Genomic DNA, 25,579 nt, shown 5'->3' on the forward strand with positions numbered 1-25,579 from the left:
TCCGCAGCATAATCACGAATGGTCGTGTGCCCACACTTTGGGACTCCGGAAGTTATCCACAACCATGCCGACCAGCACTTTCGCTCAACGATCAAGGCTTATGTGCCCGCGAACTGCGAAACTCGGGCTTCAGCGGCGACCTGCGGCTGACTCAAGACAAGGGCAACTGTCTAGGTGTGTCTCCAGGGTCTTGCCCGTGCTGCATTACGAGGGTCTCTTTGTTGCTGGAGACACATTCCTCTGCTGTACAGCAACGCGGTCTTACGCGATCACATGCGTGAGCGCCTGGTCTTGCGTTCACTGATGACGATACGGGTTTTGGCGGTGGCACTCGGGTTGCGGTTCTTGAGCCGCTTGACGGAGTGGGTGACTCGGAGTCCCAGACGGCGGTGCACGGGCCGCCACGCCGACCGTGGCGCCCGCCGCACCGAGCAAGCTCGCCGACCCCAGCGTCACGCCGCCGCACGAATGCAGCCCCATGATCGCCTCATGTGGGTCGGCCTCCGATGGTGGCTGGGGGCGATCGACGATCCGGTGCTTCGTTCCTCCGCACCAGCGGAATCTCGCGGGTCTCCGCGCCGTCGCAGATGACGGCCGTTGCGTCGTAGCGTGGGGGCGGCTGTTGTGGCGAGGGGCGAGGGATGGGGACGAAGCCCTGGGCTGGGTCGGCGACCAGGGCGGCGAGCCGGCCGCGGTGGTCGATGGTCGAGGTCAGAACCTCATGCCGGGCGTAGCGGTCGGGGAGCGTCGCGTGGAGCGCGAGCCGGTGGTCAGCGACCATGAGCCTTTCTTGTTGTCATTCCTTGATGATTGCATACGAGGCAGCGCTGAGCCGTCGTACGGTCGCCGGACTCCGCTCTCACAACTCCTGCTGACAGCAGGCTTCCTCAGCTTGGTCGCTTCCGGTCGCTCCGAAGCGCGTCTCCGCTGGTCGCAGTCCGTACTTGATCTTGCTGGCGCGGATGCTCACAACGTCCATGTACGCGGGTGGACATCCTTGGAAGTCGATCAGGATAAAGGAGCCGGAGCGAACGATTATGAACCCGTACCGGACGGCCCGATAACAGCTTGGGCTGCGTGTTCTTGATCTAGTGCGAATTGTGGATTTCAGGCTACTTGAGCGCCTTCCCGTCGGTGGAGAACGGCCGATCGGGCTTCCGGAACGCCGACGGCCCAGCCGCACAGCGCGGCCGAGCGCCTGAGTGCGCTCGGCCGGGCCCTGGCAAGCGGATAGTGACGCGGTCGCCCGGCGGCGCCAGCGCCACGCCGGCGAGTGAGCGACGGTGGGGCTCCAGGCGCCGGCGACCCTGAATTCTTGCGTGTGCGGCGGGGATCAGCCGTGGCGACAATCCTGCGGGTAAATGCATCTAGTCTTTCGGATCGCCGCTGCGTGGGTTGGGACCAGGCGTAGCGCACCCAGGCTGGACGGGCGTACGGGCTGGCCTCATTCCAGGTTGGAGCCGAGGAGGAGGCCGTGGAGATCCCAGCCCGTCGGAATGGGCTTGTCGCTCGAATGGTCGATCACTTGGAGCGAAGCCTCGTCGTAGAGGCTGTACGTCGTGATGTCGTCGCCTTGGGCCACGATGAGGAGGCGTGCGTCCAGTCGCCAGACCGCATGTTGCCATCCCGACTCGTCGTCCCAGCCATTATCGATCAAATCCGGTGGGCCCAATCGTTCCGTGACAGTCCTGTGTCCGTCTTCCCAGACGCCCTTGAACCGGGTGCGGTCGGCTGTGCGATCGATTCGCCAGATGTTCGAGGGGGTGTGCTGGGGGAACTCCATCAGGTCAGGGTCTGGGTCGGGGGCCCAGATGTCGTCAGGCTCGTAGAAGAGGGCGAAGCCCACGGAGAATCCTCTGACGCTGGTGTTCTGGCTGTTCACGATGACTCCGACGTTCCACTCTCCCGCGGGCACTACGGGCCACTCGTCGTCGATGAGGATGTGCTTGGCGAGAGAGCCGCCTTTCGGAGGTGCCCATCCGGTCTGGTGCCAAGTTTGATCGAGTGCTTCGCGATTCCATGGGCTTCTCGCGAGGCTGATCACAGTGTCCACGAGAGCGAGATCCATGGGATGCCATGCCAATGCCATGGTGGGTGCCCCTCTGACGGATCATTCGACGGCTCGGGGCAAGCTACGGGCCATATCCCCGAGAGTTCAAGACCCGTGGCTGAGCGCGGTGGAATCGGCGAGCTACGGGGGAGGCACGCATTTCTTTGACGGTGGCCGGCGACTTAGGCACCAAGTTGTGAGTCGGTCAGGTAGAGGTGCATCCTGACGCGCCTCCGACTAGACCTCGTGCGAATTGCGTCGGCGGCTCATCGCCTGGCCCTGCCTCTCGGCCTCTGTCGGTCTCGCGGCTCCGTCTGCCTGGCAGCGGAGGCCGTTCAGCAGTTTGGTCGGGAGGGGGAAGCGCTGCTGGGAGTACGTGGGCAGGTTGTGTAGGCGGGGTCGCCGGAGTGCAGGGGCCGCGTTTGGTCATGACGGACTGTGCGAAGTGTTGCAGTCGCCGGTTGAGGGGCTCGACCGGCTCGTGCTGCTCCGAGAACGGCCTCGGCACGGGTGTCGACGTCCGCGGCGGAAGACGGTGGTGATGGTGGGGTCCAAGCGTTGCGGGACGTGGTTGTAGAGGGTGTCTGCTCCCACTCCGGCTTTGGCGGTGATCCGTCGTACGGGGCGTCTACACCGTCTGACTCGAAGGCCTTTGCGCTTCGGAACAGTGTTCCGTATTGTTCTAGCTGAACGATGTTCCGTTTTGAGTCCGGCGGGACCCGCCATCAGCATCCCCACACGAGGAGAACCGTGCATTACCGCACCCTCGGCAGGACCGGCATCAAGGTCAGCCCCTACGCGCTCGGCGCGCTGATGTTCGCCACGGCCATCGGCAACCCCGAGCACGACGACTCGATCCGCATCATCCACAAGGCGCTCGACGCAGGGATCAACGTCATCGACACCGCCGACGCGTACGGCGATTCGGAAGAGATTGTCGGCAAAGCGCTCAAGGGGCGCCGTGACAACGTCGTACTCGCGACCAAGGTCAGCCGCCCGATGGGTGCCGACCCCAATCAGCAGGGCGCATCACGACGCTGGATCATGACCGCGGTCGAGAACTCGCTGCGCCGCCTGCAGACCGACCACATCGACCTCTACCAGATCCAGCGGCCTGACCCCGAGACCGACATCGAGGAGACACTGTCCGCACTCTCGGACCTGATCCACAGCGGTAAAGTCCGCGCGATCGGATCGTCCACGACGCCCGCATCCGACATCATCGAGGCCCAGTGGGTCGCCGAGCGGCGCGGCCTGGAACGGTTCCACACCGAGCAACCCCCCTACTCGCTCCTCAACCGCGGCATCGAGCGCGAAGTGCTCCCGATCGCGCAACGGTACGGGATGGGCACCCTGGTGTGGGGCCCGCTCGCGCAGGGGCTGCTCACCGGCCGCGTTCGCAAGGGCGGGCAGAACGAGTTGCGCCGCGCGGGCCTGTTCCGGCACCTCAACGACGAGCGCCGGCTCGACGTCGTCGAACAGCTCATTCCGCTCGCCGCCGAGGCGGGCCTGCCGATGACGCACCTCGCGATGGCCTTCACCATCTCCCACCCCGGCGTGACCAGCGCGATCGTCGGACCGCGTACGATGAGCCACCTCGACGACCTCCTCACCGGCCTCGACGTCACACTCACCGACGACATCCTCGACCGGATCGACGAGATCGTCCCGCCCGGCACCGATGTCGGCACACTTGACCAGGCATACCTGCCCCCCGCTCTCCAGCGCGCGAACCTCCGCCGCCGACCCGCGGGCGAACGCACCGCCGCCTGACCGCGTCGCATTCCTCGCCGGTGATGGCCGCCGACGACGACTCGACGATCCGCTATTCCGACGTGCCGTTCAGCGGCTCGGACCCGCCGGCGGTCGTAGGTTCGAGCGGGTGTGCGTTTCTGGGTCGTCCCGCCCCTGGTCGTGGGGGGTTGGTGTTGGGGCGCTGGTCTACGTTGGGGTGCCGGTCAGGATGCGGTTCGAGTTGTCGCGCGGCGGCCTCGACCACGTCGCGAAGACGAGGTCGAAGGGTACGCCACAGGGGAAGCGGGATTGGATCGGTCTGTATCCCGTCGAGTACGTCGAAGGATCCTCAGGGCCTTCGGCTTCACGAGTTGCGGCCTCGTCTGGAGTGCCAATGGTCATTGGTAGGCGTCTCGTCCGTCGCGGATCGCGTTCGGGTGCTTGAGGGGCTTTGTCCTGACCCCCGAAGCGGCTGGAAGCCGGTATGCGTCGTACTACCTGGATGGCTGACCGGTCGGGCGGGCGGCGTGGATCTCGTCGAGGTGGTTCTCCACCCAGGAGCGGAGCTGGCTGAGGGGGCCGGCCACGCCGTGGCCCAGCTCGGTGAGCGAGTATTCGACGTGCAGCGGGACCGCTGGGTAGATCGTGCGGTCGACGAAGCCGTTCTCCTCCAGGCGGCGCAGCGTCTGGGTGAGGACCTTGGGACTCACGCCCTCCAGCCGGCGCTGCAGCGCGCCGAAGCGCTGCGGCCCTTCCTCCAGTGCGCCCACGGCCAGGGCCGACCACTTGTTGGCCAGCAGGTCCAGGACGTCTCTGCAGGGGCACTGCGCGGCGTAGACGTCGTGGCGGTCGTGCAGGCCGGATCGGCAGGTCATCGCCATGGCCTGGGCCTTTCCTTCAAGGGCTATTACTTTCCGAAAGATAGCAGTCTCCCTTGATGGTTACTACCGGCCATTGGGTAGCTTCGGCTGCGCGACCGGGCCGGACGGTGCTCGGCGTACGAGTCGGAGTGAGGAGATAGGCCCATGTCATCCACCATGCGGGCGATCGTGCAGGACGCCTTCGGCGGGCCGGAGGTGTTGCGGCTCGCCGAGGTGCCGCGGCCGGTTCCGTTGCCCACCGAGGTGCTGGTCCGGGTGCACGCCGCCGGGGTGAACCCGGTGGACTGGAAGACTCGCGGCGGGTACGGCATGGCCGGGGTGCTGGGTGAGCCGCCGTTCATCCTCGGCTGGGACGTCTCCGGTGTGGTGGAGGAGGCCGGGTTCGGGGTGACGATCTTCGAGCCGGGTGACGAGGTGTTCGGCATGCCGTGGTTCCCGCGCCAGGCTGGGGCGTACGCGGAGTACGTCACCGCGCCCGCCCGGCAGTTCGCCCGCAAGCCGCGCACCGTCGGGCACGAGGCCGCGGCCGGGACGCCGCTGGCCGCGCTCACCGCCTGGCAGTCGCTGATCGACACCGCGCGCGTCGGGAGCGGGCAGCGGGTGCTGATCCACGCGGCGGCGGGCGGCGTCGGCCATCTGGCGGTGCAGATCGCCCGGCACGCGGGCGCGTACGTGATCGGCACCGCGACGGCGGCCAAGCACGACTGGCTGCGTTCACTCGGCGCGGACGAGGTGATCGACTACACCACCACGCGCTTCGAGGACGCGGTGGGGGACGTGGATGTGGTGCTCGACCTGGTCGGCGACGAGCGCGACCACACGAGCACCCGGTCGTTGCGGGTGCTGCGGCCCGGCGGGCTGCTGGTGGCGGTGCCGTCCGGGGTGGCGCCCGAGCTGATCGACCGAGCCCGCGAGCAGGGCGTCCGGGCCACCGGCATCCTGGTCGAGCCGGACGGGGCGGCGCTGGCCAGGATCGCTGAGCTGATCGACAAGGGTGAGCTGTGGGTCGAGGTGGAGGAGCTCTTTCCGCTCGCGGAGGCCGCCGAGGCGCACCGTCGCGGTGAGCAGGGGCGCAATCGGGGCAAGATCGTGCTGAGTGTCGCCTGAGCGTCGCCTGAGCGATCGGCTGAGCGTTCGACCGCGGGACATCGCGTTCTTCGAGCTCAAGGGGTTGACGACCGCTACGGTTTCACGATCTCGCGCATCGGGTGGAGGCCGGTGTCGTACGGGACGCGGTCGCCGAGCGGCCGGCTCAGCTCGACGGTGTACGGCGTGGCCGGGTTGCCCATGCAGTTATGGAGGTCGCCCGGCGCACGTGAGACCCCGATGACCAGGCGTACGTCCCGGTTCGACTCCTCCTGGAGGATCACCCGGATGCGCCCGTTCGCCGACTGGCCACTGGCGCACGCCCGCTCGGTCACCAGCAGGTGCAGGGCGGTGCCCGTGGGCGGCTTCGCCGGGTCGAGGGTGAGCTCGGCGACGCCCAGGTCGCCCAGGTTCCGACGCAGGTTGCAGCCGCCCGAGCTGCGCAGGTGCCAGCTCGGCCGCCCGTCGGCGTCCGGTGGGCCGAAGCGTTCGACCATCAGGAAGTCGTGGGTGACCGGCGTGGTCCACCGCTGCTGAGGGCCGTCGAACTCCTTGATGATGGCCAGGCGCTCGCCGGTCTCCTCGACGATGCGCCACTTGGCCAGGTCGCCGACCTCGCGCACCTCCTGCCCCTTGAGCGCGGCCCGGCCGTCGGGGCCGAGCTGGGTCGCCGGGCGGCCGGTGCTCATGATGTCCAGCGGGATCGGCTGCTCGTGGCAGGTGTAGGTGGGCTCGGCCGGGTCCGCCGGAGGGGGTTTCCCGGCCTCCGCCCCCGGGGATCCGCAGCCGGCGACGAGGAGCAGGAGCGCGACGATTCGCTTCACGTACTGGACGACGTGGTCATGGGGCCTCCGGTTCACGGGGCGGTCGCAATGCCCGCGCCGCCTCGCCGTGAGGCTGATCCGGCCTGAAGGCCCCCGCGATCCCGGTCCGGCCGAAAGTACTGCTCGAACCGGGATCAACCCTGCTTTCGACTCATGCCAGGCCAAGGGCCGCGTCCCCAGGATGGGCCCATGTCACATGTACAAGGCCCGGACTCCGGTGGCCGGCCCCGCATCGACGCCCTCGACGTGCTGCGCGGATTCGCGCTGTGCGGGATCCTGCTGGTCAACGTCAAGCCGATCGCCAACGTGGACGCCGGCGTGGTCAGGACGACCGACGCGGCCGGGGCCGACGGGCTCGCCTGGCTGGGGTACCTCGCCGACCAGCGGTTCTTCCCGATCTTCTCGCTGCTGTTCGGGATCGGGTTCTCGTTGTTGCTGGAGTCCGCGTCGGCGCGTACGGACCGGCCGCGGGTCGTGCTGGCCCGCCGGCTGCTGGTGCTGCTGGCCATGGGGCTGGCGCACATGTTCCTGCTGTGGCGGGGCGACATCCTGACGATCTACGCGGTGGTGGGCCTGGTGGTGCTGCTGCCGTCCACCTGGCTGCCCCGGTGGGCGGTGGCGGTGCTCGCCGGGGTGCTGCTGGTGCTGCCGCCGTTCGTGGGGAGCAACGGCGTCGTGCTGGTGCCGGGGCTGTTCCTGCTGGGGTCGGCGCTGACCCGGTACGGGGTGACCGCGCGGATGGAGCGGGCCACCTGGGGGCCGGTGATGCTGGGGGCGGTGTTCGCGGTGCTGGCCGTGCCCGCTTTGTGGGTGCAGGTCCGGCTGAGCGCGGAATCGGACGGGGCGGCGTTCAGCACCGCGCTCGCCGTGGCGGGGTTGCTCGTCGCCGGTGCGTACGTGTGCGGGATGCTGGCCCTGCTCAGGACGCCGCTCCGCCCCGCGCTCCAGGCGGTGTTCGCCCCGCTGGGGCGGATGGCGCTGACCAACTACCTGACCGCCACCGTGCTGGTGCTGCTGGTCAGCCGGCTGCTCGGCACGCCGCCCGAGACGTGGTCGACGGTGACCGTGCTGCTGATCGCCGGCGGCATCCTCGCCGCGCAGCGGGTGCTCTCGGGCCTGTGGTTGCGCCGGTACCGGTACGGGCCGCTCGAATGGCTCTGGCGCTGGGCCACCTGGCTGCGCCGCCCGGCCCTGAGCCGCCAGGGCGAGAGCGAGGGCTAGAGCTCGCCCAGCTCGCCGAGCGGCTTCGTCCAGTAGTCCTGGTCGAGGGGCCTGCCGTCGACGAGGGCGTCGGCGTCGGCGTCGGAACCGTGTGGGTTGGCCGCGATGTGCATGATGTCGTTGAAGGTCTTGAACGCCGCCTCGTCCCCGGGCTGCATCTCGCAGCGGTGGATGCGGTGATACCAGTATTTCTGCTCCTCCTCGATCCGGGGGAGGAGCTCGGTGCGGGTGAGGGTTCGGGCTTCCTCTATCGTGAGCCGCTCGAAGCTCGGCATGGGTTCATTGTGGCGTGCGCCGCCGGTGGTGGGAAGGGCGTCCCGGCCGGGCCGCTCATCCCCGCACGGCGCACAGCAGCCGGTTGTTCCCCCGCTGCCACAGCGTGCCGATCTCCGTGAACCCGGCCTCCCGCAGGGCCTCGACGTGGTGGGACAGGAGGCGGGATTCCGAGCCGTGGTGGGAGGCCCCGGCCGTGGTGCGTTCCTGGTTGAGCTCGGCGAGGTCGGGGTCGGCCGCGATCGCCTCCCACCAGGTGCGCCAGTCCTCCGGCCGGTGCTCGCCGAACACCCGCGCGGCCTGGCGCTCGTGCACCGCGTGCTCCAGTCTCGACAGGGCCGGAGTGGCGTCCTCGGTGTCCATGTGGTCGCCGTTGAGCAGCAGCCCGCCGGGCCGCAGCACGGTCGCCAGTTCCGCGAAGACGCCCTTCAGGTCGGGCCCGGAGATCCAGTGCAGCGCCGTCGTACTGACCGCAGCGTCCGCCGGCCGCTCCAGCCCGAGCAGCTTCGTCCACCCGCCGGTACGCAGGTCCGCCGAGACGAACGTGAGCCCCGGGTACGCGGCCCGCCCGAGCCCGAGCAGCAGCGGATCGGCGTCCACGGAGATCACGGTGGCCCCGGGCAGCCGTTCCAGCAGCCGCGCCGACAACGACCCCGGACCGCATCCCAGGTCGATGACCACGGGATCGGGCCGCCCCAGCGCCTCCACGGCGTCGATCAGCGCGGTGAACCGCTCCTCGCGGTCGGGCAGGTAACCCTCCTGCTGGCGGTCCCAGCGCGCGATCCACTCCAGTGCGGCATCGTGAGTGAGCATGGACTTCTCCCTGTAACTGTCATCTAAGCTTTGGACAGTCACAACCTAAAGCACGAAGGTGTAACCGGTCAATTGGATTACAACAGTCACACAGACACCGTGGTCAGGGTGGCGGTGGTGCTCGTCAACGAGCTGACGCCGGGCGAGCGGCACGGACGCCCCTTCCCCGCGCCGGTCGACGACGCCGCGGCGGCCACCGCGGGCCTGCGTACCGTCTACCCGGCCTACCGTGAGCTCGCCGAGGTGGAGGGGCGCGAGTTCGCCGAGGTCGCCGCCCGGCTGCGGGCGGTCTTCGCCGCGGTCGCCGATGGCGACGTCGACAGCGCGGCGACGCGGGTGAACGCGCTGCTGGAGGAGACCCACGCCAGGCCGCGGCTCGAACGGCACGACGGCGAGCCGTGGCACCTGCACTTCCACGGCAGCGGCGGCACGACGGCCGGCGACTGGGCGGCCAGCTGCGCCACCGGCCTGGCGATCGTGCTGGGCAGCGAGTTCAGCGATCGCCTGGGAGTCTGTACGGCGCCGCACTGCGACCGCGTCTACGTGGACGTCTCGCGCAACGGCACCCGCCGGTTCTGCTCCACGGCCTGCCAGAACCGCGTCAAGACCGCCGCCTTCAGGGCCAGGACCAAGGCGGGGTGACCGCTCGGGGCAACCAGTAAGGCGGCTTACCGAAGGGCGGCTTTCCCCTTACCCGCCGAACCGGCCTCGCCCCGCAACCGTGCCGAGGGGTGTCCTGAAGTCCGATGGGAGAGGAATCATCCCATGCGAAGACAGCTGGCAGCAGGCACCCTCGCCACCGCTGCCACCCTCACCGCCATCGTCGCGCTGCCCACCCAGGCCGGCGCGACCACCGCCATGACCGAGGTCGCCTCCTCCGACACGAACCGCGTCAGGATGACCGGCAGGCAGGAGGTCCCCGGCCCCGGCGACCGCAACGGCTTCGGCTCGTTCGTCTACCAGGTGCGGCACGGGCAGCTGTGCTACTTCATCAGCGCGAAGAAGATCAGGCCCGCCGCCGCGGCCCACGTCCACAAGGGCAGGAAGGGTGTGGCCGGCCCGGTCGTGGTCACGCTGAAGGCTCCCGCGAAGGGCTTCGCGCGCGGCTGTGTCAAGGCTGTCAGGCACCAGAACGCCAGGAACGCCGCCACCACGCTCACCAGGAGTGAGCTGCGCGGCATCGTGAAGTGGCCGCATCTCTACTACGTGAACGTCCACAACAAGCCGTTCCCCGACGGGGCCATCAGGGGCCAGCTCGGTTAGGCGGTCCCCCTGCTCCAGCTCCCCGGAGGCCCGGGGAGCTGGAGCCCGTTCACTCGGCGGCCAGCCGTTCTGCCTCTTCGTGCAGCGCGAGGACCAGGATCAGCTCCAGCTGGAGCTGGTCGAGATCGGACGCCGCGAGGCTCTCCAGGACGCGCATTTCGGGCCTCCCTCACCATAGGACGCCCCACGCGTCACAGAGGTTCACGCGTCCCGGAAGCGATCAGGTCTCGCTCCTGAAGCGCTCCCACGCGGATTGCCGGGTCATGCCGAGCGAGGCGCCGATGCGTTCCCAGCTGACGTCGCGGGTGCGCAGATGCCCCACCCAGTCGCGCAGGTTGTCGTCCACTTGTACTTGTACGGCGGCGATTTTCGGGAGATGGTCGAGAATTTGTTCGTCGGACATCGATTCCCATGTCGGGAGCCGGGGCTCGGTCGAGGTGGCGAGGCGTTCCTGCTCGAGGATCTCGTTGCACAGGCCGATGCATTCATCACAAATGTGCACACCGGGCCCGGCAATCACCTTGCTCACTTCCGAGCTTCTCTTGTGGCAGAAAGAGCAGCGGATCTTGTCTTTCCAGTCAGGCATGGCCTGACGCTACTCCCGTCAGGCGGCACCTGACAACCCTGGAAGCCGATCCCGATCCATCTGCGCCCGAAGGATCTCCTGTCGCTCCTGGTTGATCCTGCGGCAGATCGTCAGGTACGCGTTCAGCACCTCGCAGTACAGCGTGCGCGCCGTTTCCAGCTGCTCGCGCAGGATGAGAGCACGTTCGGCGTCGCCGCGCTCCTCGGCCTCGGCCAGCAGCGCGCGAGCCTCGTCCACGATCTCTTCGGCTCGCAACCTCGTACGGCGCAGCAGCGAAGAGCATTCGTAGAGCTCTCCGAGTCGCGCCGACGAGACGATGAACTCGGCAGCATGGACGGCCGATCCGTCGGCCGTCTCTCCGCGGAGATCCGATCCCATTTCCCGCCACCTCCCGGTCAAGGTTGCCTAACTGTAGACGCGCAACCCTTGCGAGCGGATCACCTGCGACGGGCGGTGGTGTCGAACTGCTCCCAGCGGATTTGTTTTTTCTCCCGGGTAGGAAAACCTCCTCCCTGAAACCCGTTCGGTGCCGGCTGAATGAGGTATTTGACGGCCGTGTACTGCGCTATCGGAGGAATGCCGTGATTCTCCGGTGTTAGCAAAAGCCGGGGATGAAGACCTTCGATCGCCCCGCATGGGTACGTCCGCTCGTCACATACTGAAACCGAATGACAGCGCGACGTGACTCTGGAGTGGTGGCGATGCCGGGGACCGGGAGCGATGTCGACGCGGTGGACGTCAGCGTCGTCATCCCCGTACACAACTGCCGGGCCTACCTCGATCGATGCCTCACCTCCGCGCTCGTCCAGCGGGTGAAGAAGCAGATCGTCGTCGTCGACGACGGCTCCACCGACGGCAGCGGAGAGCTCCTCGACCTCTACGCCGCCTACCACCCCGGCATCGTCAAGGTCGTCCACATCGACGGCAGCGGCAGCGCGGGACGGCCGCGCAACGTCGGCATCGAGCACGCCACCGGCCGGTACGTCTTCTTCTGCGACGCCGACGACTACCTCGGTGCCGAGGCGCTGGAGCGCATGGTCGCGGTGGCCGACGCCAACGGCTCCGACATCGTCCTCGGCAAGATCGTGGGGCACGGCCGGCGGGCGCCGGTGTCGATGTTCCAGCAGAGCGCCGACCGGCTGGGGCTCGGCGACAGCACCGTCTACAACAGCCTGAGCTGCTTCAAGCTGTTCAGGAGGGAGCTGCTCGAACGCCACCGCATCAGGTTCGGCGAGGGCATGCTGGTCGGGGAGGACATCCTCTTCACCGTGCACGCCTACTGCCACGCGGGGCCGATCTCGGTGGTGGCCGACTACGACTGCTACCACCTCGTGTCCAGGCCCGACGGCAGCAGCATCATGCAGCAGGCGGGCAGCAGGGACCCCCTCGCCTGGCTGGCCATGATCAAGGGCCCGATCGAGCTCATGGCCCGGCACGTCGAGCCCGGCCCGCTCCGCGACCACCTGCTGCGCAGGCACTTCCGGCTCGACGTGTTCACCCAGCTCGGGACCGTGTTCCTGGAGAGCGACGACGTGCGGCGCAAGGACATCGCGCGGGAGGTCGCGGCGCTGTGCGACGAGTGGTACACCCCCGGCGTGCACGAGCGGCTCAACACCATCGACCGGCAGCGGGCGGGCGCGCTCGACGACATCGACCGCCTGGTGCGCCTGGCCCGCATCGAGAGCGCCACCGTCCGGCGCCAGCTGACCGGGCTGCGCTGGGAGGGCGACCGGCTCGTCGTCACGGGCGCCGCCCGGCTCGACGGCATCACCAGGGACGACAACCTGGCCGTGGTGCTGCGCGCGCGGCACGACGCGGCCGCGGAGCTGGTGCTGCCGGCCGAGCGGAAGGGCGGGGAGTTCACCGTGCGGGTGAACGTGGGGGCGCTCGGCTCCGGGATCTGGGACCTGCGGGTGGCGGTGGAGATCGAGGGCGTGATCCGGCTCGGCCGCCTCGGGGCCGACCGCGACAGCGGCATCGCCCGCCCGCAGCCCAGGATGATCGGCGGGATCGTGGCTCTGCCGTACTTCACCAGGGACAACGGCAACCTGAGCATCGACATGGGCGGGCACGTGGTCGCGGTGCCCGGCACCGCGCGGCTCATCAGGACGCGGTGGGCGCTCGGGCATCGGCTGCTCGTCGACGGGGAGATCAGCGTCGTCGGGACGACCCCTTCGGCCGCGGCGATCAGGAGGATCGTCTGGCGGGAGCGGCGCACCGGCTGCGAAAGCAGCGACCGGGTGACGGCGCTGCCCGGAGGCGGTTTCGCGGCCAGGCCCGCCGTGGGGCGGCTCGCGCCCGGCACCTGGGACGCCTATCTGGAGCTGGACCTGGGCGGGCCGCCGGCGCGGTTCAGGATCGAGACCGACGCGCAGACGGTGGCGGCGCCGCGCCGGTGGTGGGGGCCTGCCCTGCTCAGGTCCGTGCGGCCGTACGCGACGTCGGGCAAGGGGCGGCTGAGCGCGGTGGTGCGGCGGCTGACGGCGGAGACCTTGATCCGGAGGATCATCCGGTAATTGCCATCCATATGCAGGTGCAAGACGATGTCCTAAAGTAGGACCGTTTGTTCTACCTCTTCTGGAGGCACGCCGTGCACGTACCCGATGGTTTCTTCAATGCGGCGACATCCATATCGGCCGGAGCCGTGGCGGCCGCGGGCGTCGCGGTCTGCCTGCGCGGCGCGCGGCGCGAGCTGGACGACCGCACCGCTCCCATGGCCGGGCTGGTCGCGGCCTTCATCTTCGCCGTGCAGATGCTCAATTTCCCCGTCGCCGCCGGCACCAGCGGTCACCTGCTGGGCGGCGCGCTGGCGGCGATACTCGTCGGGCCGTACACAGGGGTGCTGTGCATGGCCGTGGTCCTGCTGGTGCAGGGCGTGTTCTTCGCCGACGGCGGGCTGACCGCGCTCGGCGTCAACATCACGATCATGGGCATCGTCACCGTGCTCGTCGGCTGGGGCGTCTTCCGGCTGGTCACGGCGCTGGCCCGGGGGAAGGTCGTGGTGGCGGCGTTCCTGGCGGCGCTGATCTCGGTGCCGGCCTCCGCGCTGGTCTTCACGCTGCTGTTCTGGATCGGCGGGACCGCGCCGATCGAGGTCGGCGCGGTGGCGGCCGCGATGGGCGGCGTGCACCTGCTGATCGGCATCGGCGAGGCCCTCATCACCGCGATGACCGTCGGCGCGGTGCTGGTCGTGCGGCCCGACCTCGTGTACGGCGCCCGCGGTCTGACCAGGCCGCTGGTCCTGCGCGGGGCCGAGGGCGAGACCACGACCGCTCCCGCCCCCGAGCCGGTCGCGGCCCGGGGCGCGCTCAAGCCGTTCCTGCTCGGCGGCGTCGGCGTGACGCTGGTGCTGGCCGGGCTCGTGTCCTTCTTCGCCTCCTCCTCTCCCGACGGGCTGGAGGCGGTCGCCGAGAACAAGGGCTTCATCGACCAGGCGGGGGACCACCTGTTCGGGGGATGGGCGCTGGCCGACTACGGTGAGGTGGGCGGGATCCCCGTCGGCGTGGCCGGCATCATCGGCGTCGGCCTCGTGCTGCTCATCGCCGGTGCCGTGGCCTATGCCGCGCGAAACCGTAACAAGATCAAGGTGTGATACGTGGGCGCTGGGCACCGTCACCAGCTCTACCTGCCGGGCGACTCGGTCGTGCACCGGTTGCCGCCGCAGTGCAAGCTGCTGGCGATCTTCGCTTTCGCCCTCGTGGTGGTGGCCACGCCGCGCGAGCGCTTCTGGGCCTTCGCCGCGTACGCCGTCCTGCTCGCCGGTGTCGCGGTGGCGGCCCGGGTGCCGGTGACGTACGTGCTGCGGCGGATGGTGATCGAGGTGCCCTTCGTGCTGTTCGCCTTCCTCATCCCGGTCATCGGGCTGGGGGAGCGGACCACGGTGCTGGGGCTCTCGCTGAGCGTGCCCGGCCTCTGGGCGGCGTGGAACATCCTGGCCAAGGCCACGCTCGGGGTGATCGCCTCCATCCTCCTGGCGGCCACCACGGAGCCGCGCACGATCCTCATCGGCGCCCAGCGGCTGCGGCTGCCGAGCCTGCTGGTGCAGATCGCCATGTTCATGCTCAGGTACATGGACGTGATCATGGATGAGATGCGGCGGATGCGGGTGGCCCGGGAGTCTCGCGGGTTCGAAGCACGAAATTTCCGGCACATTCCGGTGATCGCCCGGTCGGCCGGGGCGCTGTTCATCCGGTCGTACGAGCGGGGCGAGCGGGTGCACCTCGCGATGCTCAGCCGGGGATACTCGGGCCAAATGCCGATAATTCAAGATTTTTCGGCGTCTGTACGCCAATGGGGCATCGCTCTCGCCCTGCCCGCCATCGCCCTCGCAGTATTGGGACTGACGTGGTGAACTCTCTCGAAGTCCGGCAGCTCGCGTACGCCTACCCCGACGGCACGCAGGCGCTGTTCGGCGTGGACCTGTCGATCGCCCGCGGCGAGCGCGTGGCCCTGCTCGGCCCGAACGGCGCCGGCAAGACCACGCTCGTCATGCATCTCAACGGCATACTCACCGCCGGGCACGGGAGTGTCACCGTGGCAGGCACGCCGGTGCGCAAGGACACGCTCAAGGAGATCAGGCAGCGCGTCGGCCTGGTCTTCCAGGACCCCGACGACCAGCTCTTCATGCCCACGGTGCGCGACGACGTCGCCTTCGGCCCGGCCAACGCCGGCCTGCGGGGCGAGGACCTGGACCGGGTGGTCAAGGACGCGCTGGAGCGGGTGGGCATGCTGGAGGCCGCCGACCGGCCGCCGCACCACCTGTCGTTCGGGCAGCGCCGCAGGGTGGCGGTGGCGACGGTGCTGGCGATGGCCCCGGAGATCCTGGTGCTCGACGAGCCCTCGTCCAACCTCGACCCGGCCGCGCGCAGGGAGCTGGCGGAGATCCTGCGCTCCCTGGACGTGACGGTGCTCATGGTCACCCACGACCTCCCGTACGCGCTGGAGCTGTGCGAACGCGCGCTCATCCTCTCCGACGGCGTGATCGCCGCGGACGGGCCCACGCGCGACCTGCTGGCCGACGCGGAGCTGCTGGGCCGGCATCGCCTGGAGCTCCCGTACGGCTTCGCGATCCCGGCTGGGTGAGGTGGCCCCGGTGCGGAGGCATCGGGTGCTGAGATGGGTAGAAACCCGGAGCATGGTTCTTGACGGGGCGTTTGGTACGCGTTTACGCCCGCCTTGTCCTCCTGCATCCGACTTTTCGTAGTTTGTGCATGCCCGCTATCCGGGGATGTCGAAGTACAGTGGCTCATCGAGGAGGGGCCAATGAAGCTGCGGCTTGCGCGACACGCCCTGGGCGATGCCGTGGTGGTGGCCGTCGAGGGTGAGCTTGACCTGTTCACCGCACCGTTCCTGCGCGACGAGGTGCGTGACGCCATCAAGCAGGACGGCGCCAGGCTCGTGCTCGATCTGCAGCAGCTGTCGTTCATGGACTCCAGCGGCCTGTCGGTGCTGATCGAGGCCTGGCGGCTGGCGACGGGAGAGGGCGGAGGCGTGTCGCTGGCGGCGCCCCAGGCGCCCGTGGCCCGCATCCTCCGCACGACGGGGCTGGACCGGCGCATCAAGGTGTACTCCGACGTGGACACCGCCGTGGGTGAGATTTAACCGCCCCCGAGTAGAACTTCATTCGGTCTGCGGGTTAGGGTCCGGTCTATGGACGTGAACGGATCTGCAGCAATCATCTCCGGCGGCGCCAGCGGCCTCGGCGAGGCCACGGCCCGCGAGCTGGCCCGCGCCGGCGCCACCGTGGTCGTGGCGGACCTCAACGAGGAGCGCGGCAAGGCCGTGGCCGACGAGCTCGGCGGGGTCTTCGCCAGGACCGACGTGTCGGACGACGAGCAGGTGCAGGCGGCCGTGGACGCCGCCGTCGCCACCGGCAAGCCGCTGAGGGTGGTCGTGAACAGCGCCGGCATCGGCTGGGCCGAGCGCACGGTCAACCGCGACGGCAACCCGCACAACCCGGCCTCCTACCGCAAGGTCATCGAGGTCAACCTGATCGGCACGTTCAACCTCATGCGCATCGCCGCGGCGGCCATCGCCAAGACCGAGCCGGCCGACGCCGACGGGCAGCGCGGCGTGGTGATCAACACGGCCTCCGTGGCGGCGCTGGAAGGGCAGACGGGGCAGCTCGCGTACTCGGCCTCCAAGGGCGGCATCGTGGGCATGACGGTGCCCGCGGCGCGCGACCTGGCGGCGATCGGCGTACGCGTGAACACGATCTGCCCCGGCATCATCGACACCCCGATCTACGGCTTCTCGGCCAACGCCGACGAGTTCAAGGCCAAGCTGATCGCGCCGGTGGTCTTCCCCAAGCGCATGGGACGGGCCGACGAGTTCGCGCACCTGGTCAGGTCGCTGGTCGAGAACGACTACATGAACGCCGAGGTCATCCGCTTCGACGGCGGCATCCGTTTCCAGCCCAAGTGAGGTCCAGTGTCTGACGAAGTGCTCGTCGAAGAGTCCGGCGAAGGATCGGGCAGGGTCGCGATCCTCACCATCAACCGCCCCAAGGCGCGCAACGCCGTCAACGGGGCGGTGGCGAGGGGGATCGTCGAGGCGCTGGACACGCTGGACGCCCGCCCCGACATTTCCGCTTACGTCCTGACCGGCGCGGGCGGCACGTTCAGCGCGGGGATGGACCTCAAGGGGTTCCTGACAGGCGACTTCCCGGTGGTGGAGGGCCGCGGCTTCGGCGGGCTGACCGAGGCGCCGCCGAAGAAGCCGCTGGTGGCCGCCGTGGAGGGATACGCGCTGGCGGGCGGGTTCGAGCTGGCTCTGGCCTGCGACGTGATCGTGGCGTCGGCGGAGTCCACGTTCGGGCTGCCGGAGCCCAAGCGCGGGCTGGTGGCGGGGGCGGGCGGCATCATGCGGCTGCCGCGGCGGATCCCGTACCACGTGGCCATGGAGATGGCCCTGACCGGTGACCACTACCCGGCCTCCCGCCTGTACGAGCTCGGCCTGGTCAACCGGATCACCGAGCCCGGCGCCGCGCTCGAAGGCGCGCTGGAGCTGGCCCGCAAGATCGCCGCCAACGCCCCGCTGGCGCTCGTCGCGACCAAGAGAGTGGTCGTCGAGTCGCAGGACTGGTCGCTGGAGGAGATGTTCAAGAAGCAGGCCGCGATCATCAACCCGGTCTTCGGCTCGAAGGACGCCATGGAGGGCGCAGCGGCTTTCGCCGAGAAGCGCGCGCCCCAGTGGAAGGGCGAATGACCGGCCCCCTCCCGTCTTCCCCCAGGAAACGGGAGGGGACTCTTTAACGCGCGCATAGCTCTTCCTGGTTACGGTAAAGAAAGAGGAGACGAACTACCGGGAGAGCGCATGAGCGACTATTCGGGTTCCAGGTTCGAGTCTGCCAAGCGCGGCGCCGGAGCCCTGCTTTCCGGTGCGCTCAGCGCGCTCATCATCGTGGTCGGCATGCTCGCCGTGATGTGGGTCGTCGAGGGTGTCGACTTCTTCCTCAACGGCGCGCTGGACTACCAGTTCGGCATCGTGGGCTGGGATCCCGACGGGCTGATCGGCATCGTCTTCGCGCCGTTCCTGCACGGCGGCTTCGGGCACCTCATGGCCAACTCGGTGCCGCTGCTGATCCTGGGCTTCCTGGCCGGGCTGCGCGACCTGCGTAAGTTCCTGTGGGCCAGCGTGCTGATCATCCTCATCGGCGGCCTGGGCACCTGGGCGACCAGCCCGGGCGTCTACACGGTCGGGGCGAGCGGCCTGGTGTTCGGCTACTTCGGCTACATCCTGGCCCGCGGCCTGTTCGACCGCAGCCTGCTCGACATCGCGATCGGCATCGGCGTGGGCGTGGCCTACTGGGGGATCCTGGCGGGCCTGCTGCCGAACCAGCAGGGCATCTCCTGGCAGGGACACCTGTTCGGTCTCATCGGCGGCGTGGTGTCCGCCTGGCTGCTGCGCCGCAAGAAGCGCGAGCTGCCCCCGTCGAGGACCGCCTACCCCTACTGACCGGGGGCGCGTTCCCCTTCCACGAAAAGTCCCCGCCGGAGTGCGGCGGGGAGCGGGGGGCCTACAGGTGTGGCCGGGTGTGCTCGGCCGGTGAGGTGGACAGCAGGCGGTCGATGTAGGCCAGGCCCACGGCCGAGGCCACGAACGCCAGGTGGATGAGCGTCTGCCACATGATCTTGTCGTTGGGCGTCGTCTGCGCGCGGATGAACGTCTGCAGCAGATGCACCGACGAGATCCCGATGATCGCCGTGGCCAGCTTGACCTTCAGGACGTTCGCGTTGACGTGGGAGAGCCACTCCGGCTCGTCCGGGTGGTCGTTGAGGTCGATACGCGAGACGAACGTCTCGTAACCCCCGATGATCACCATGATCAGCAGGTTGGAGATCATCACCACGTCGATGAGCGCCAGGACCGTGAGCATGACCACGACCTCGGGGGAGGGCACGGCCTGCGCGCTCGGCTGGTGCAGGAAGACCGTCTCGATCAGATGCCAGAGCTCTAACGCGAACTGCCAGACGTAGACGGCCTGGGCCACGATGAGGCCCAGATAGAGCGGGACCTGGAGCCAGCGGCTGGCGAACATCAGATAACCGAGGCTCTTCGGCCGTCCGGTCCCCTGGCCGAATCGCAACTTGTCGGGCAAGAATGTTTCCTACTCGTCGAGCCGGAGGGATGTGAGTTGGCGAACCTGGGATCCCTGGAACACGCCGTCATGAACGCGTTGTGGGATGCCGGGAAGCCGATGCGCGTCAGGGAGCTCCTGGCGAAGCTCAACGAGGAGCGCGAGCTCGCCTACACCACGGTCCAGACCGTGGCCGAGCGGCTGGTGAAGAAGGGCCTGCTCGTACGCACGCCGTACCGCAACGCCTTCCGCTACGCGGCGGTGCGGTCGAGGGACGAGCACGTCACCGCGCTCATGCTGGAAGCACTCGAGGCCAGCACCGACAGGTTGCCGGTGCTGGCCAGGTTCGCGCGGAGCGTCGAGGAGGCGGACGCGCTCGCGCTCCTCGACGAGCTGGCCCGCAGGACGGGCCGGAAGGCGGACTAGAGGCGCTCGACCACGTAGTCGACGCAGACCGTCAGCGCCTCGATGTCGGCCGGGTCGATGGCCGGGAACATCGCGATGCGCAGCTGGTTGCGGCCCAGCTTGCGGTAGGGCTCGGTGTCGACGATGCCGTTGGCGCGCAGCGCCTTGGCCACGGCCGCGGCGTCGACCTCGTCGGAGAAGTCGATCGTGCCGACCACCTGCGAGCGGAACTCGGGCGCGGCGAACGGCGTGGTGTAGGAGGTCTTCTCCGCCCACGTGTAGAGGCGCGAGCTGGAGTCGGCCGTGCGGGCGGTGGTCCAGGCCAGGCCGCCGTTGCCGTTCATCCAGTCGAGCTGGTCGGCCAGCAGGAACAGCGTGGCCACGGCCGGGGTGTTGTAGGTCTGGTCCTTGCCGGAGTTGTCGATCGCGACCGGCAGGCTGAAGAACTCCGGCACGTAGCGGCCGCTCGCGGCGATCTCCTCGACCCTGGCCAGGGCGCGCGGCGACATGATCGCGATCCACAGGCCGCCGTCGGAGGCGAAGCTCTTCTGCGGCGCGAAGTAGTAGACGTCGGTCTCGGCGAGGTCGACGGGCAGGCCGCCGGCGCCGGAGGTGGCGTCGACCAGCACCAGCGCGTCGTCGCCGCCCACGCGGGTGATCGGCATGGCCACGCCGGTCGAGGTCTCGTTGTGGGTCAGCGCGTAGGCGTCCACGCCGTCCTCGGCGACCGCGACCGGGTGGGTGCCGACCTCGGCCTTGATCACGCTCGGCTCGGCCAGCCAGGGAGCCTTCTTGGTGACCGCGGCGAACTTCGAGGAGAACTCGCCGAACGACAGGTGCTGGGACTTCTCGCGGATCAGCCCGAACGCGGCGATGTCCCAGAACGCGGTGGTGCCGCCGTTGCCCAGCACGACCTGGTAGCCCTCAGGCAGCGAGAACAGGTCGGCCAGGCCGGATCGCACGCGGCCGACCAGGTTCTTGACCGGCTTCTGGCGATGGGAGGTGCCCATCAGGCTCGCGCCGGAGGCGGCGAGAGCGGCCAGCTGCTCGGTGCGAACCTTCGAGGGCCCGCAGCCGAATCGGCCGTCGGCGGGCTTGATGTCAGCGGGAATAACGATGTCAGCCACGTAACGGAGCCTACCGACCTGCGTGGAATGGCTTGAACCCGGTCCGGATGATGAGACCCGTGAAAGTTTCGCAAACGATGCCAGGTCAGCGGGCCGGGCATGGGCGAGGACTTGACTAACCGCTCAGGGAGTCTCACTTTCCTGACAAGTCGCCCGAGGCGTGATGGGCCGTGATGGACATGGATGACACTGACGTCCTCACCGCCAGAGAGCTGGAGATCCTCTCCCTGACCGGTTCAGGCCACAGCGCTCAGGAGATCGCGGACCTCCTGAGCGTCTCCCGCTGCGCGGTGGAGAACCACCGGCGGCGCATCTACCGCAAGCTCGGCGTCGTCGGGCAGGGGCAGGCGGTGCTCCGGGGGCTCGGGCTGATCGGGCCGCCCGGCCAGGCGTCGCGCGCGGAGCTCGTCCGCGGGCGGGAGCTGGTGGTCGTGCACGCCAGGTGCCTGCTGGCCGTCGAGATGGTGACGCGGGCGCTGCTCGGGGCCGGGCAGGCGCTGGCGGCCGTGCGGGACGCGCTGCCGTACGACGAGGAGGAGCAGGGCTGGCTCGGGGCCCGGTTCACCGCGGTGCTCGTGGACCCCGTGCCGGCGGACTGGGCGCTGCCCGCCGGCCTCGGCGCCCGTGCGGTCGCCGTGCCCACCATGCCGCCCGAGCCGGCCATGGTGACGGACGCCGTCGCGCGCGGCGCGTACGCCGTGCTGTGGCTGCGCGACGTGCCCGAGCTCCTGTGCGCGGTGCTGGAGCTGGTGGCCAGGAAGTACGTGGTGGTGGGGGCGGGCATGTGGCGGTGGCTGAGCCCCGTACCGAGGCTGACCGGCCGCGAGCGCGAGGTTCTGGCCTCGATCGCCCGCGGCCACACCATCAGGCAGACCGCCCGCCTGCTCGGCATCGCGAGCAAGACCGTGGAGAGCACCCGGGCGCGCCTGTTCAGGAAGCTCGGCGCGCGCAACCGGTCGGAGGCGCTGACCAACGCCTACCGCGCCGGCCTGGTGGCGGCGGTCCCGGAGGTCACTGGCCCCGGCTCGCCGGATCCACCCGGGCGAACGTGAGCAGGTCCACCATCCGGAAGTCACCGGTCCCGCCCGAGCGGCGCGGCAGCGTGGGCCGCCAGGACGGGTTGGTGGCGAGGAAGGAGCTCGGGTCGAGCTGCAGCAGCCCGATGAAGACCTCGCCCACGATCCGCGCGCCCACCCCGGCCATCCGGGCGCCGCCGGCCAGGACCTCGGCCTCCTTGAGCACGTAGTACCAGAGCGGGGTGCTGGAGGGCAGGCCGTGCCCGATCACCTGCAGCTCGGGGAAGTGCTGCGCCTCCAGGGCCGGTACGCCGATGGCGCGGGCGAGGTTCTGCCCGGACGGCATCGACCAGGTGATGTGCCGCAGGAGGTTGCGCTGCGCGAGCGACGTCGGCGGGTCGGCGGACGGGATCGCGCTCAGCGGCAGGTTGAACAGCGGCGTGGACAGCTTGGTGTCGATGCGCTTGTTCGGCCGCACCTCGCCGTCGCCGAAGTCGAAGAACGTCTGCCAGCCGATGAAGCGCCTGGGCGCCCTGGCCCCGCCGCGCAGGTCCACGGGGTCGCTCTGGCCCTGTCCGGCGGGGTCGAAGATGAAGCCGAAGAACGGCGTGCCGTCGGGGTTGCCCGCGAGGTTGGCGCGGTAGGACGGCCTGACCATGCTGTGCCCGAACCGGTAGGCCGCGCCCTGGAACTCGACGGGCATGAACTGCTGGCCGGCGGCCGGCCGGTAGAAGCGCCGGCCGTTGGTGAGGATGTCGTTGACCGCGCTCTGGCCGATGATCAGCGGGAGGAACTCCCTGAGCACCAGCCACTGGTAGTGCCACCTGACCTGCTGCCTGGCGGCCTCGAACACATTGCCCTGCTGCCCCGAGGCGCGCAGGTGGTCGACCACCCGGTTGTGGAAGCGCAGGAAGGCGGCGTGCATGCCGCTGATGATGAGGTTCTCGTCGTTGCGCGGGTCGGCGATGATCGCCGTACGGTTCGACCTGCGCGGCACGTCCTCGAACCGGCCGCCGCTCTCCAGGCGGAACTTGGCGGTGTCGGCGGGGTCGTAGAACTGCGGGTCCGCGGCCGGGCCGCGGCCGTAGACGCTGTCGAGGTCGAAGGCCGGCGTCCTGGTGTTGGGCGACTGCTCCGGCGCGGTGGGGACGCCCAGGGGCGAGGACTCGTCGAAGGTCATGTCGTGGTCGACGAACTGGCCGAAGAACGTCACGCCCGCGGTGTGCGCGGCGTTGTCGAGGTTGTTCGGGCTGAGCTCGGGGTTGGTGATCAGCCGGATCGGCCCCTCCTGCAGCGGGTCCCTGGCGTCGACCAGGCCGCCGGGGCGGCCCATCTCCATCAGCGCCGGCCTCAGGCTGGGCGCGTTGAAGTCGGCGAACGGGGCCAGGTTGAAGACCCGTCCGAACCTGTCGGGGGAGGTGGCCAGGCCACCCGCGCGTACCGTGACGACCTTGGCGAGGGCTTCGGCGGGGGTGAGCGTCAGGGCGGCGGCCCCGGCTCCCACACCCGTGAGGAAGCCGCGCCTGGTCATGCCGGAAGAGGGCCCGGGATTCGTCATGACGTGCCTCCTTACTGACCTCCCACCGGAGGAAGGCAGGCGAACGCCGACGTGCCTGCTGGTGGGAGGGCTGGGGGGGTGCCTGCCGTCAGGCTGTGCCCTTGACCGGAGGCGGTCAAGGAACCACTTTCCCCTAGTGCTTTTCAGCCCGGGAAAGCGAAACGGCTACCGCGGGGCGGGGTGGCCGCGCGGTAGCCGTTTCGGGCGGATCAGTGGATCAGTATTTGCCGACGACCTCGTCGGCGCCCGGCACCTCGCTGAGCGGGCGCGAGGCGGGGCCGGTGTAGTTGGCGCTGGGGCGGACGAGCCGGCCCGTGCGCTTCTGCTCCAGGACGTGCGCGGCCCAGCCGGCCGTGCGGGCGCAGGTGAACATCGAGGTGAACATGTGGGAGGGAACCTCGGCGAAGTCCAGGACGACGGCCGCCCAGTACTCGACGTTGGTGGCCAGCACCCGGTCGGGCTTGCGCGCGTGCAGCTCCTCCAGCGCGGCCTGCTCCAGCGCCGCCGCGACCTCGTAGCGAGGCGCGTCGAGCTCCTTGGCGGTCCGCCGGAGCACGCGGGCGCGCGGGTCCTCGGCGCGGTAGACGCGGTGGCCGAAGCCCATGAGCCGGTTGCCCTTGTCGAGCTCGCTCTGGACGTACTTCTTGGCGTCGCCCAGCTGCTCGACGCCCTCGATCATGTGCAGGACGCGGGCCGGGGCGCCGCCGTGCAGCGGGCCCGACATGGCGCCGACGGCGCCGGAGAGCGCGGCGGCCACGTCGGCGCCGGTGGAGGCGATGACGCGGGCGGTGAACGTCGAGGCGTTCATGCCGTGCTCGGCCGCGGAGGTCCAGTAGGCGTCGATGGCCTTGACGTGCTTGGGATCGGGCTCACCGCGCCAGCGGATCATGAAGCGTTCGACGATGGTCTTGGCCTCGTCCACCCGGCTCTGCGGCACCATCGGCAGGCCCAGTCCGCGCGCGGACTGCGCGACGAAGGAGAGGGCCATCACCGAGGCGCGGGCGAGCTGGTCGCGGGCCTCTTGGTCACTGATGTCGAGCAGGGGCTTGAAGCCGTAGGCCGGAGCCAGCATGGCCAGCGCGCTCTGCACGTCTACGCGGATGTCACCAGAATGGACAGGAATGGGGTACGGCTCCGCCGGGGGCAGACCCGGCTGGAACGTGTTGTCGACCAGCAGGCCCCACACGGCCCCGAACGGGACTCGGCCGACCAGCTCCTCGATGTCGACGCCCCGGTATCGAAGGGCGCCCCCTTCTTTGTCCGGTTCCGCGATCTCGGTTTCGAAAGCCACAACGCCTTCGAGCCCGGGTTTGAAGTCGGACATACTCGGCCGCCTCCCCTTCTGTTGCCATGTTTGGGCAATGCCTTGATGTCGAGATACCGGCGGGTCAATTTAACCCCCTCCCAGGTCATGGTCGGTCTCGGGACCCGCCGTTGAGCCAAACCCGCTGGTGGGGAGCGGTGCATGGGATCTACCACGCAAGCGCGCAAGAATACCGTCTCGTGGATGCCACCCCGCGCCCGCCCACGTTGGCGGGGCTTCGCCGTACGTACGAGGGCGAGCCGCTGCTCGAATCAGACCTCGCGTCCGACCCCATCGCGCAATTCGCCACCTGGTTCCAGGAGGCACTCGACGCCGGCCTGCCCGAACCCAACGCCATGGTCCTGGCCACCGCCTCGGCGGGCGGCCGCCCGAGCGCCAGGACGGTCCTGCTCAAGGGCTACGACGAACGCGGATTCGTCTTCTACACCAACTACGAGTCGCGCAAGGGCCGCGACCTGGCCGAGAACCCCCGCGCCTCGCTGCTGTTCCCCTGGCACCCGGTGCGCCGCCAGGTGCGCGTCGAGGGCACCGTCATGCGGATCTCCCACGAGGAGTCGGCCGAATACTTCGACTCCCGCCCGTACGGCTCGCGCATCGGGGCGTGGGCCTCGCGGCAGTCGGCGGTCGTGCGTTCCAGGGAGGAGCTGGACGCCCGCTACGAGGAGCTGGCGGCGCGCTGGCCGGAGAATCCGCCGGTGCCCGACTTCTGGGGAGGCTTCCGGGTCGTCCCGATGGAGCTGGAGTTCTGGCAGGGGCAGCTCGACCGGATGCACGACAGGCTGCGCTACCGGCGTACGCGACCCGGGTGGGTTGTGGAGAGACTTGCCCCTTAATGTTCTC

27 protein-coding genes are annotated in these 25,579 nt (G+C 69.3%); 16 read left to right on the plus strand and 11 right to left on the minus strand.

The window, feature by feature from the left end:
- Positions 1 to 1,444: 1,444 nt before the first annotated feature.
- On the minus strand, positions 1,445 to 2,053 hold the full coding sequence (locus ACTWPW_RS37545; RefSeq protein WP_443171467.1) for a hypothetical protein: 609 nt from the start codon (positions 2,051 to 2,053) through the stop codon (positions 1,445 to 1,447).
- 747 nt (positions 2,054 to 2,800) lie between these two features.
- Here ACTWPW_RS37545 and ACTWPW_RS37550 point away from each other — a divergent pair.
- Positions 2,801 to 3,823, plus strand: a complete 1,023-nt coding sequence (locus ACTWPW_RS37550; protein WP_443171468.1) for an aldo/keto reductase — start codon at positions 2,801 to 2,803, stop codon at positions 3,821 to 3,823.
- A 455-nt stretch (positions 3,824 to 4,278) separates the two neighbouring features.
- Here the strand turns inward: ACTWPW_RS37550 and ACTWPW_RS37555 are convergent, their stop codons facing one another.
- Complete coding sequence (locus tag ACTWPW_RS37555) at positions 4,279 to 4,665, minus strand: winged helix-turn-helix transcriptional regulator (RefSeq protein WP_443171469.1); 387 nt, start codon at positions 4,663 to 4,665, stop codon at positions 4,279 to 4,281.
- Positions 4,666 to 4,809: 144 nt separating this feature from the next.
- Between ACTWPW_RS37555 and ACTWPW_RS37560 the strand changes: the two genes are divergently transcribed.
- The gene (locus ACTWPW_RS37560) at positions 4,810 to 5,772 is read left to right on the plus strand and encodes an NADP-dependent oxidoreductase (RefSeq protein WP_443171470.1); all 963 of its coding nucleotides are present in this window, start codon (positions 4,810 to 4,812) and stop codon (positions 5,770 to 5,772) included.
- A gap of 74 nt (positions 5,773 to 5,846) precedes the next feature.
- Here ACTWPW_RS37560 and ACTWPW_RS37565 read toward each other — a convergent pair whose 3' ends face one another.
- Positions 5,847 to 6,575 (minus strand): hypothetical protein, encoded by a 729-nt coding sequence (locus ACTWPW_RS37565; RefSeq protein ID WP_443171471.1) that lies wholly within the window; start codon positions 6,573 to 6,575, stop codon positions 5,847 to 5,849.
- A gap of 189 nt (positions 6,576 to 6,764) precedes the next feature.
- On the opposite strand from ACTWPW_RS37565, the gene ACTWPW_RS37570 reads away from it, so the two are divergent.
- Positions 6,765 to 7,796, plus strand: a complete 1,032-nt coding sequence (locus ACTWPW_RS37570; RefSeq protein WP_443171472.1) for a DUF418 domain-containing protein — start codon at positions 6,765 to 6,767, stop codon at positions 7,794 to 7,796.
- Here the strand turns inward: ACTWPW_RS37570 and ACTWPW_RS37575 are convergent.
- Positions 7,793 to 8,071: a hypothetical protein gene (locus ACTWPW_RS37575; RefSeq protein WP_375117009.1), complete on the minus strand. Its 279-nt coding sequence runs from the start codon at positions 8,069 to 8,071 to the stop codon at positions 7,793 to 7,795. The two genes, ACTWPW_RS37570 and ACTWPW_RS37575, sit on opposite strands and share 4 nt — an antisense overlap.
- A 55-nt stretch (positions 8,072 to 8,126) precedes the next feature.
- Positions 8,127 to 8,882 carry a class I SAM-dependent methyltransferase gene (locus ACTWPW_RS37580; protein ID WP_443171473.1) on the minus strand — a complete coding sequence of 252 codons (756 nt, stop codon included), beginning with the start codon at positions 8,880 to 8,882 and terminating at the stop codon, positions 8,127 to 8,129.
- A gap of 72 nt (positions 8,883 to 8,954) precedes the next feature.
- Here ACTWPW_RS37580 and ACTWPW_RS37585 point away from each other — a divergent pair, with 72 nt between their 5' ends.
- Both ACTWPW_RS37585 and ACTWPW_RS37590 read left to right on the plus strand, forming a co-directional pair.
- The gene (locus ACTWPW_RS37585) at positions 8,955 to 9,524 is read left to right on the plus strand and encodes a CGNR zinc finger domain-containing protein (protein WP_443171474.1); all 570 of its coding nucleotides are present in this window, start codon (positions 8,955 to 8,957) and stop codon (positions 9,522 to 9,524) included.
- 123 nt (positions 9,525 to 9,647) lie between these two features.
- Positions 9,648 to 10,145, plus strand: coding sequence for a CHRD domain-containing protein (locus ACTWPW_RS37590; RefSeq protein ID WP_375117012.1), 498 nt, complete (start codon positions 9,648 to 9,650; stop codon positions 10,143 to 10,145).
- 220 nt (positions 10,146 to 10,365) lie between these two features.
- On the opposite strand, the gene ACTWPW_RS37595 is transcribed toward ACTWPW_RS37590, so the two are convergent.
- Both ACTWPW_RS37595 and ACTWPW_RS37600 read right to left on the minus strand, forming a co-directional pair.
- The gene (locus ACTWPW_RS37595; protein ID WP_375117013.1) at positions 10,366 to 10,731 is read right to left on the minus strand and encodes a ClpX C4-type zinc finger protein; all 366 of its coding nucleotides are present in this window, start codon (positions 10,729 to 10,731) and stop codon (positions 10,366 to 10,368) included.
- Positions 10,732 to 10,749: 18 nt separating this feature from the next.
- The gene (locus tag ACTWPW_RS37600) at positions 10,750 to 11,109 is read right to left on the minus strand and encodes a hypothetical protein (protein WP_364119650.1); all 360 of its coding nucleotides are present in this window, start codon (positions 11,107 to 11,109) and stop codon (positions 10,750 to 10,752) included.
- 290 nt (positions 11,110 to 11,399) lie between these two features.
- Here ACTWPW_RS37600 and ACTWPW_RS37605 point away from each other — a divergent pair, with 290 nt between their 5' ends.
- The 8 genes from ACTWPW_RS37605 (at position 11,400) to ACTWPW_RS37640 (ending at position 18,687) form a co-directional block, all read left to right on the plus strand.
- The gene (locus tag ACTWPW_RS37605) at positions 11,400 to 13,247 is read left to right on the plus strand and encodes a glycosyltransferase family 2 protein (protein WP_443171475.1); all 1,848 of its coding nucleotides are present in this window, start codon (positions 11,400 to 11,402) and stop codon (positions 13,245 to 13,247) included.
- 74 nt (positions 13,248 to 13,321) lie between these two features.
- Positions 13,322 to 14,323: an energy-coupling factor ABC transporter permease gene (locus tag ACTWPW_RS37610; RefSeq protein WP_375117015.1), complete on the plus strand. Its 1,002-nt coding sequence runs from the start codon at positions 13,322 to 13,324 to the stop codon at positions 14,321 to 14,323.
- 3 nt (positions 14,324 to 14,326) lie between these two features.
- The gene (gene cbiQ / locus ACTWPW_RS37615; protein WP_375117016.1) at positions 14,327 to 15,082 is read left to right on the plus strand and encodes a cobalt ECF transporter T component CbiQ; all 756 of its coding nucleotides are present in this window, start codon (positions 14,327 to 14,329) and stop codon (positions 15,080 to 15,082) included.
- On the plus strand, positions 15,076 to 15,813 hold the full coding sequence (locus tag ACTWPW_RS37620) for an energy-coupling factor ABC transporter ATP-binding protein (RefSeq protein WP_375117017.1): 738 nt from the start codon (positions 15,076 to 15,078) through the stop codon (positions 15,811 to 15,813). The genes cbiQ and ACTWPW_RS37620 overlap by 7 nt, the downstream gene beginning before the upstream one ends.
- Before the next feature lie 180 nt (positions 15,814 to 15,993).
- Complete coding sequence (locus tag ACTWPW_RS37625; protein ID WP_043624827.1) at positions 15,994 to 16,332, plus strand: STAS domain-containing protein; 339 nt, start codon at positions 15,994 to 15,996, stop codon at positions 16,330 to 16,332.
- A 48-nt stretch (positions 16,333 to 16,380) separates the two neighbouring features.
- Positions 16,381 to 17,154: an SDR family NAD(P)-dependent oxidoreductase gene (locus ACTWPW_RS37630; protein WP_364119636.1), complete on the plus strand. Its 774-nt coding sequence runs from the start codon at positions 16,381 to 16,383 to the stop codon at positions 17,152 to 17,154.
- 6 nt (positions 17,155 to 17,160) lie between these two features.
- Positions 17,161 to 17,937 carry a crotonase/enoyl-CoA hydratase family protein gene (locus ACTWPW_RS37635; RefSeq protein ID WP_375117018.1) on the plus strand — a complete coding sequence of 259 codons (777 nt, stop codon included), beginning with the start codon at positions 17,161 to 17,163 and terminating at the stop codon, positions 17,935 to 17,937.
- 108 nt (positions 17,938 to 18,045) lie between these two features.
- On the plus strand, positions 18,046 to 18,687 hold the full coding sequence (locus ACTWPW_RS37640; protein WP_375117019.1) for a rhomboid family intramembrane serine protease: 642 nt from the start codon (positions 18,046 to 18,048) through the stop codon (positions 18,685 to 18,687).
- A 61-nt stretch (positions 18,688 to 18,748) separates the two neighbouring features.
- Here the strand turns inward: ACTWPW_RS37640 and ACTWPW_RS37645 are convergent, their stop codons facing one another.
- Positions 18,749 to 19,330: a TIGR00645 family protein gene (locus tag ACTWPW_RS37645; RefSeq protein WP_375117020.1), complete on the minus strand. Its 582-nt coding sequence runs from the start codon at positions 19,328 to 19,330 to the stop codon at positions 18,749 to 18,751.
- Between the two features lie 36 nt (positions 19,331 to 19,366).
- Here ACTWPW_RS37645 and ACTWPW_RS37650 point away from each other — a divergent pair, with 36 nt between their 5' ends.
- Positions 19,367 to 19,735, plus strand: coding sequence for a BlaI/MecI/CopY family transcriptional regulator (locus tag ACTWPW_RS37650; RefSeq protein WP_375117021.1), 369 nt, complete (start codon positions 19,367 to 19,369; stop codon positions 19,733 to 19,735).
- Here ACTWPW_RS37650 and serC read toward each other — a convergent pair.
- Positions 19,732 to 20,841: a phosphoserine transaminase gene (gene serC, locus ACTWPW_RS37655; protein ID WP_375117022.1), complete on the minus strand. Its 1,110-nt coding sequence runs from the start codon at positions 20,839 to 20,841 to the stop codon at positions 19,732 to 19,734. The two genes, ACTWPW_RS37650 and serC, sit on opposite strands and share 4 nt — an antisense overlap.
- A gap of 179 nt (positions 20,842 to 21,020) precedes the next feature.
- Between serC and ACTWPW_RS37660 the strand changes: the two genes are divergently transcribed.
- A complete protein-coding gene (locus tag ACTWPW_RS37660; RefSeq protein ID WP_443171476.1) occupies positions 21,021 to 21,893 on the plus strand; it encodes a LuxR family transcriptional regulator in 873 nt (290 codons plus the stop codon).
- On the opposite strand, the gene ACTWPW_RS37665 is transcribed toward ACTWPW_RS37660, so the two are convergent.
- Together ACTWPW_RS37665 and ACTWPW_RS37670 are read right to left on the minus strand one after the other, a co-directional pair.
- Entirely contained in the window at positions 21,853 to 23,415 is a 1,563-nt protein-coding gene (locus ACTWPW_RS37665; protein WP_443171477.1) for a peroxidase family protein, read from the minus strand. The genes ACTWPW_RS37660 and ACTWPW_RS37665 overlap by 41 nt on opposite strands.
- 217 nt (positions 23,416 to 23,632) lie before the next feature.
- Complete coding sequence (locus ACTWPW_RS37670) at positions 23,633 to 24,739, minus strand: citrate synthase 2 (protein ID WP_375117025.1); 1,107 nt, start codon at positions 24,737 to 24,739, stop codon at positions 23,633 to 23,635.
- A gap of 179 nt (positions 24,740 to 24,918) precedes the next feature.
- Here ACTWPW_RS37670 and pdxH point away from each other — a divergent pair, with 179 nt between their 5' ends.
- The gene (pdxH, locus tag ACTWPW_RS37675; RefSeq protein WP_375117026.1) at positions 24,919 to 25,572 is read left to right on the plus strand and encodes a pyridoxamine 5'-phosphate oxidase; all 654 of its coding nucleotides are present in this window, start codon (positions 24,919 to 24,921) and stop codon (positions 25,570 to 25,572) included.
- Positions 25,573 to 25,579 lie beyond the last annotated feature (7 nt).

Source organism: Nonomuraea sp. KM90 (genome assembly GCF_052246675.1).
Classification (GTDB): domain Bacteria; phylum Actinomycetota; class Actinomycetes; order Streptosporangiales; family Streptosporangiaceae; genus Nonomuraea.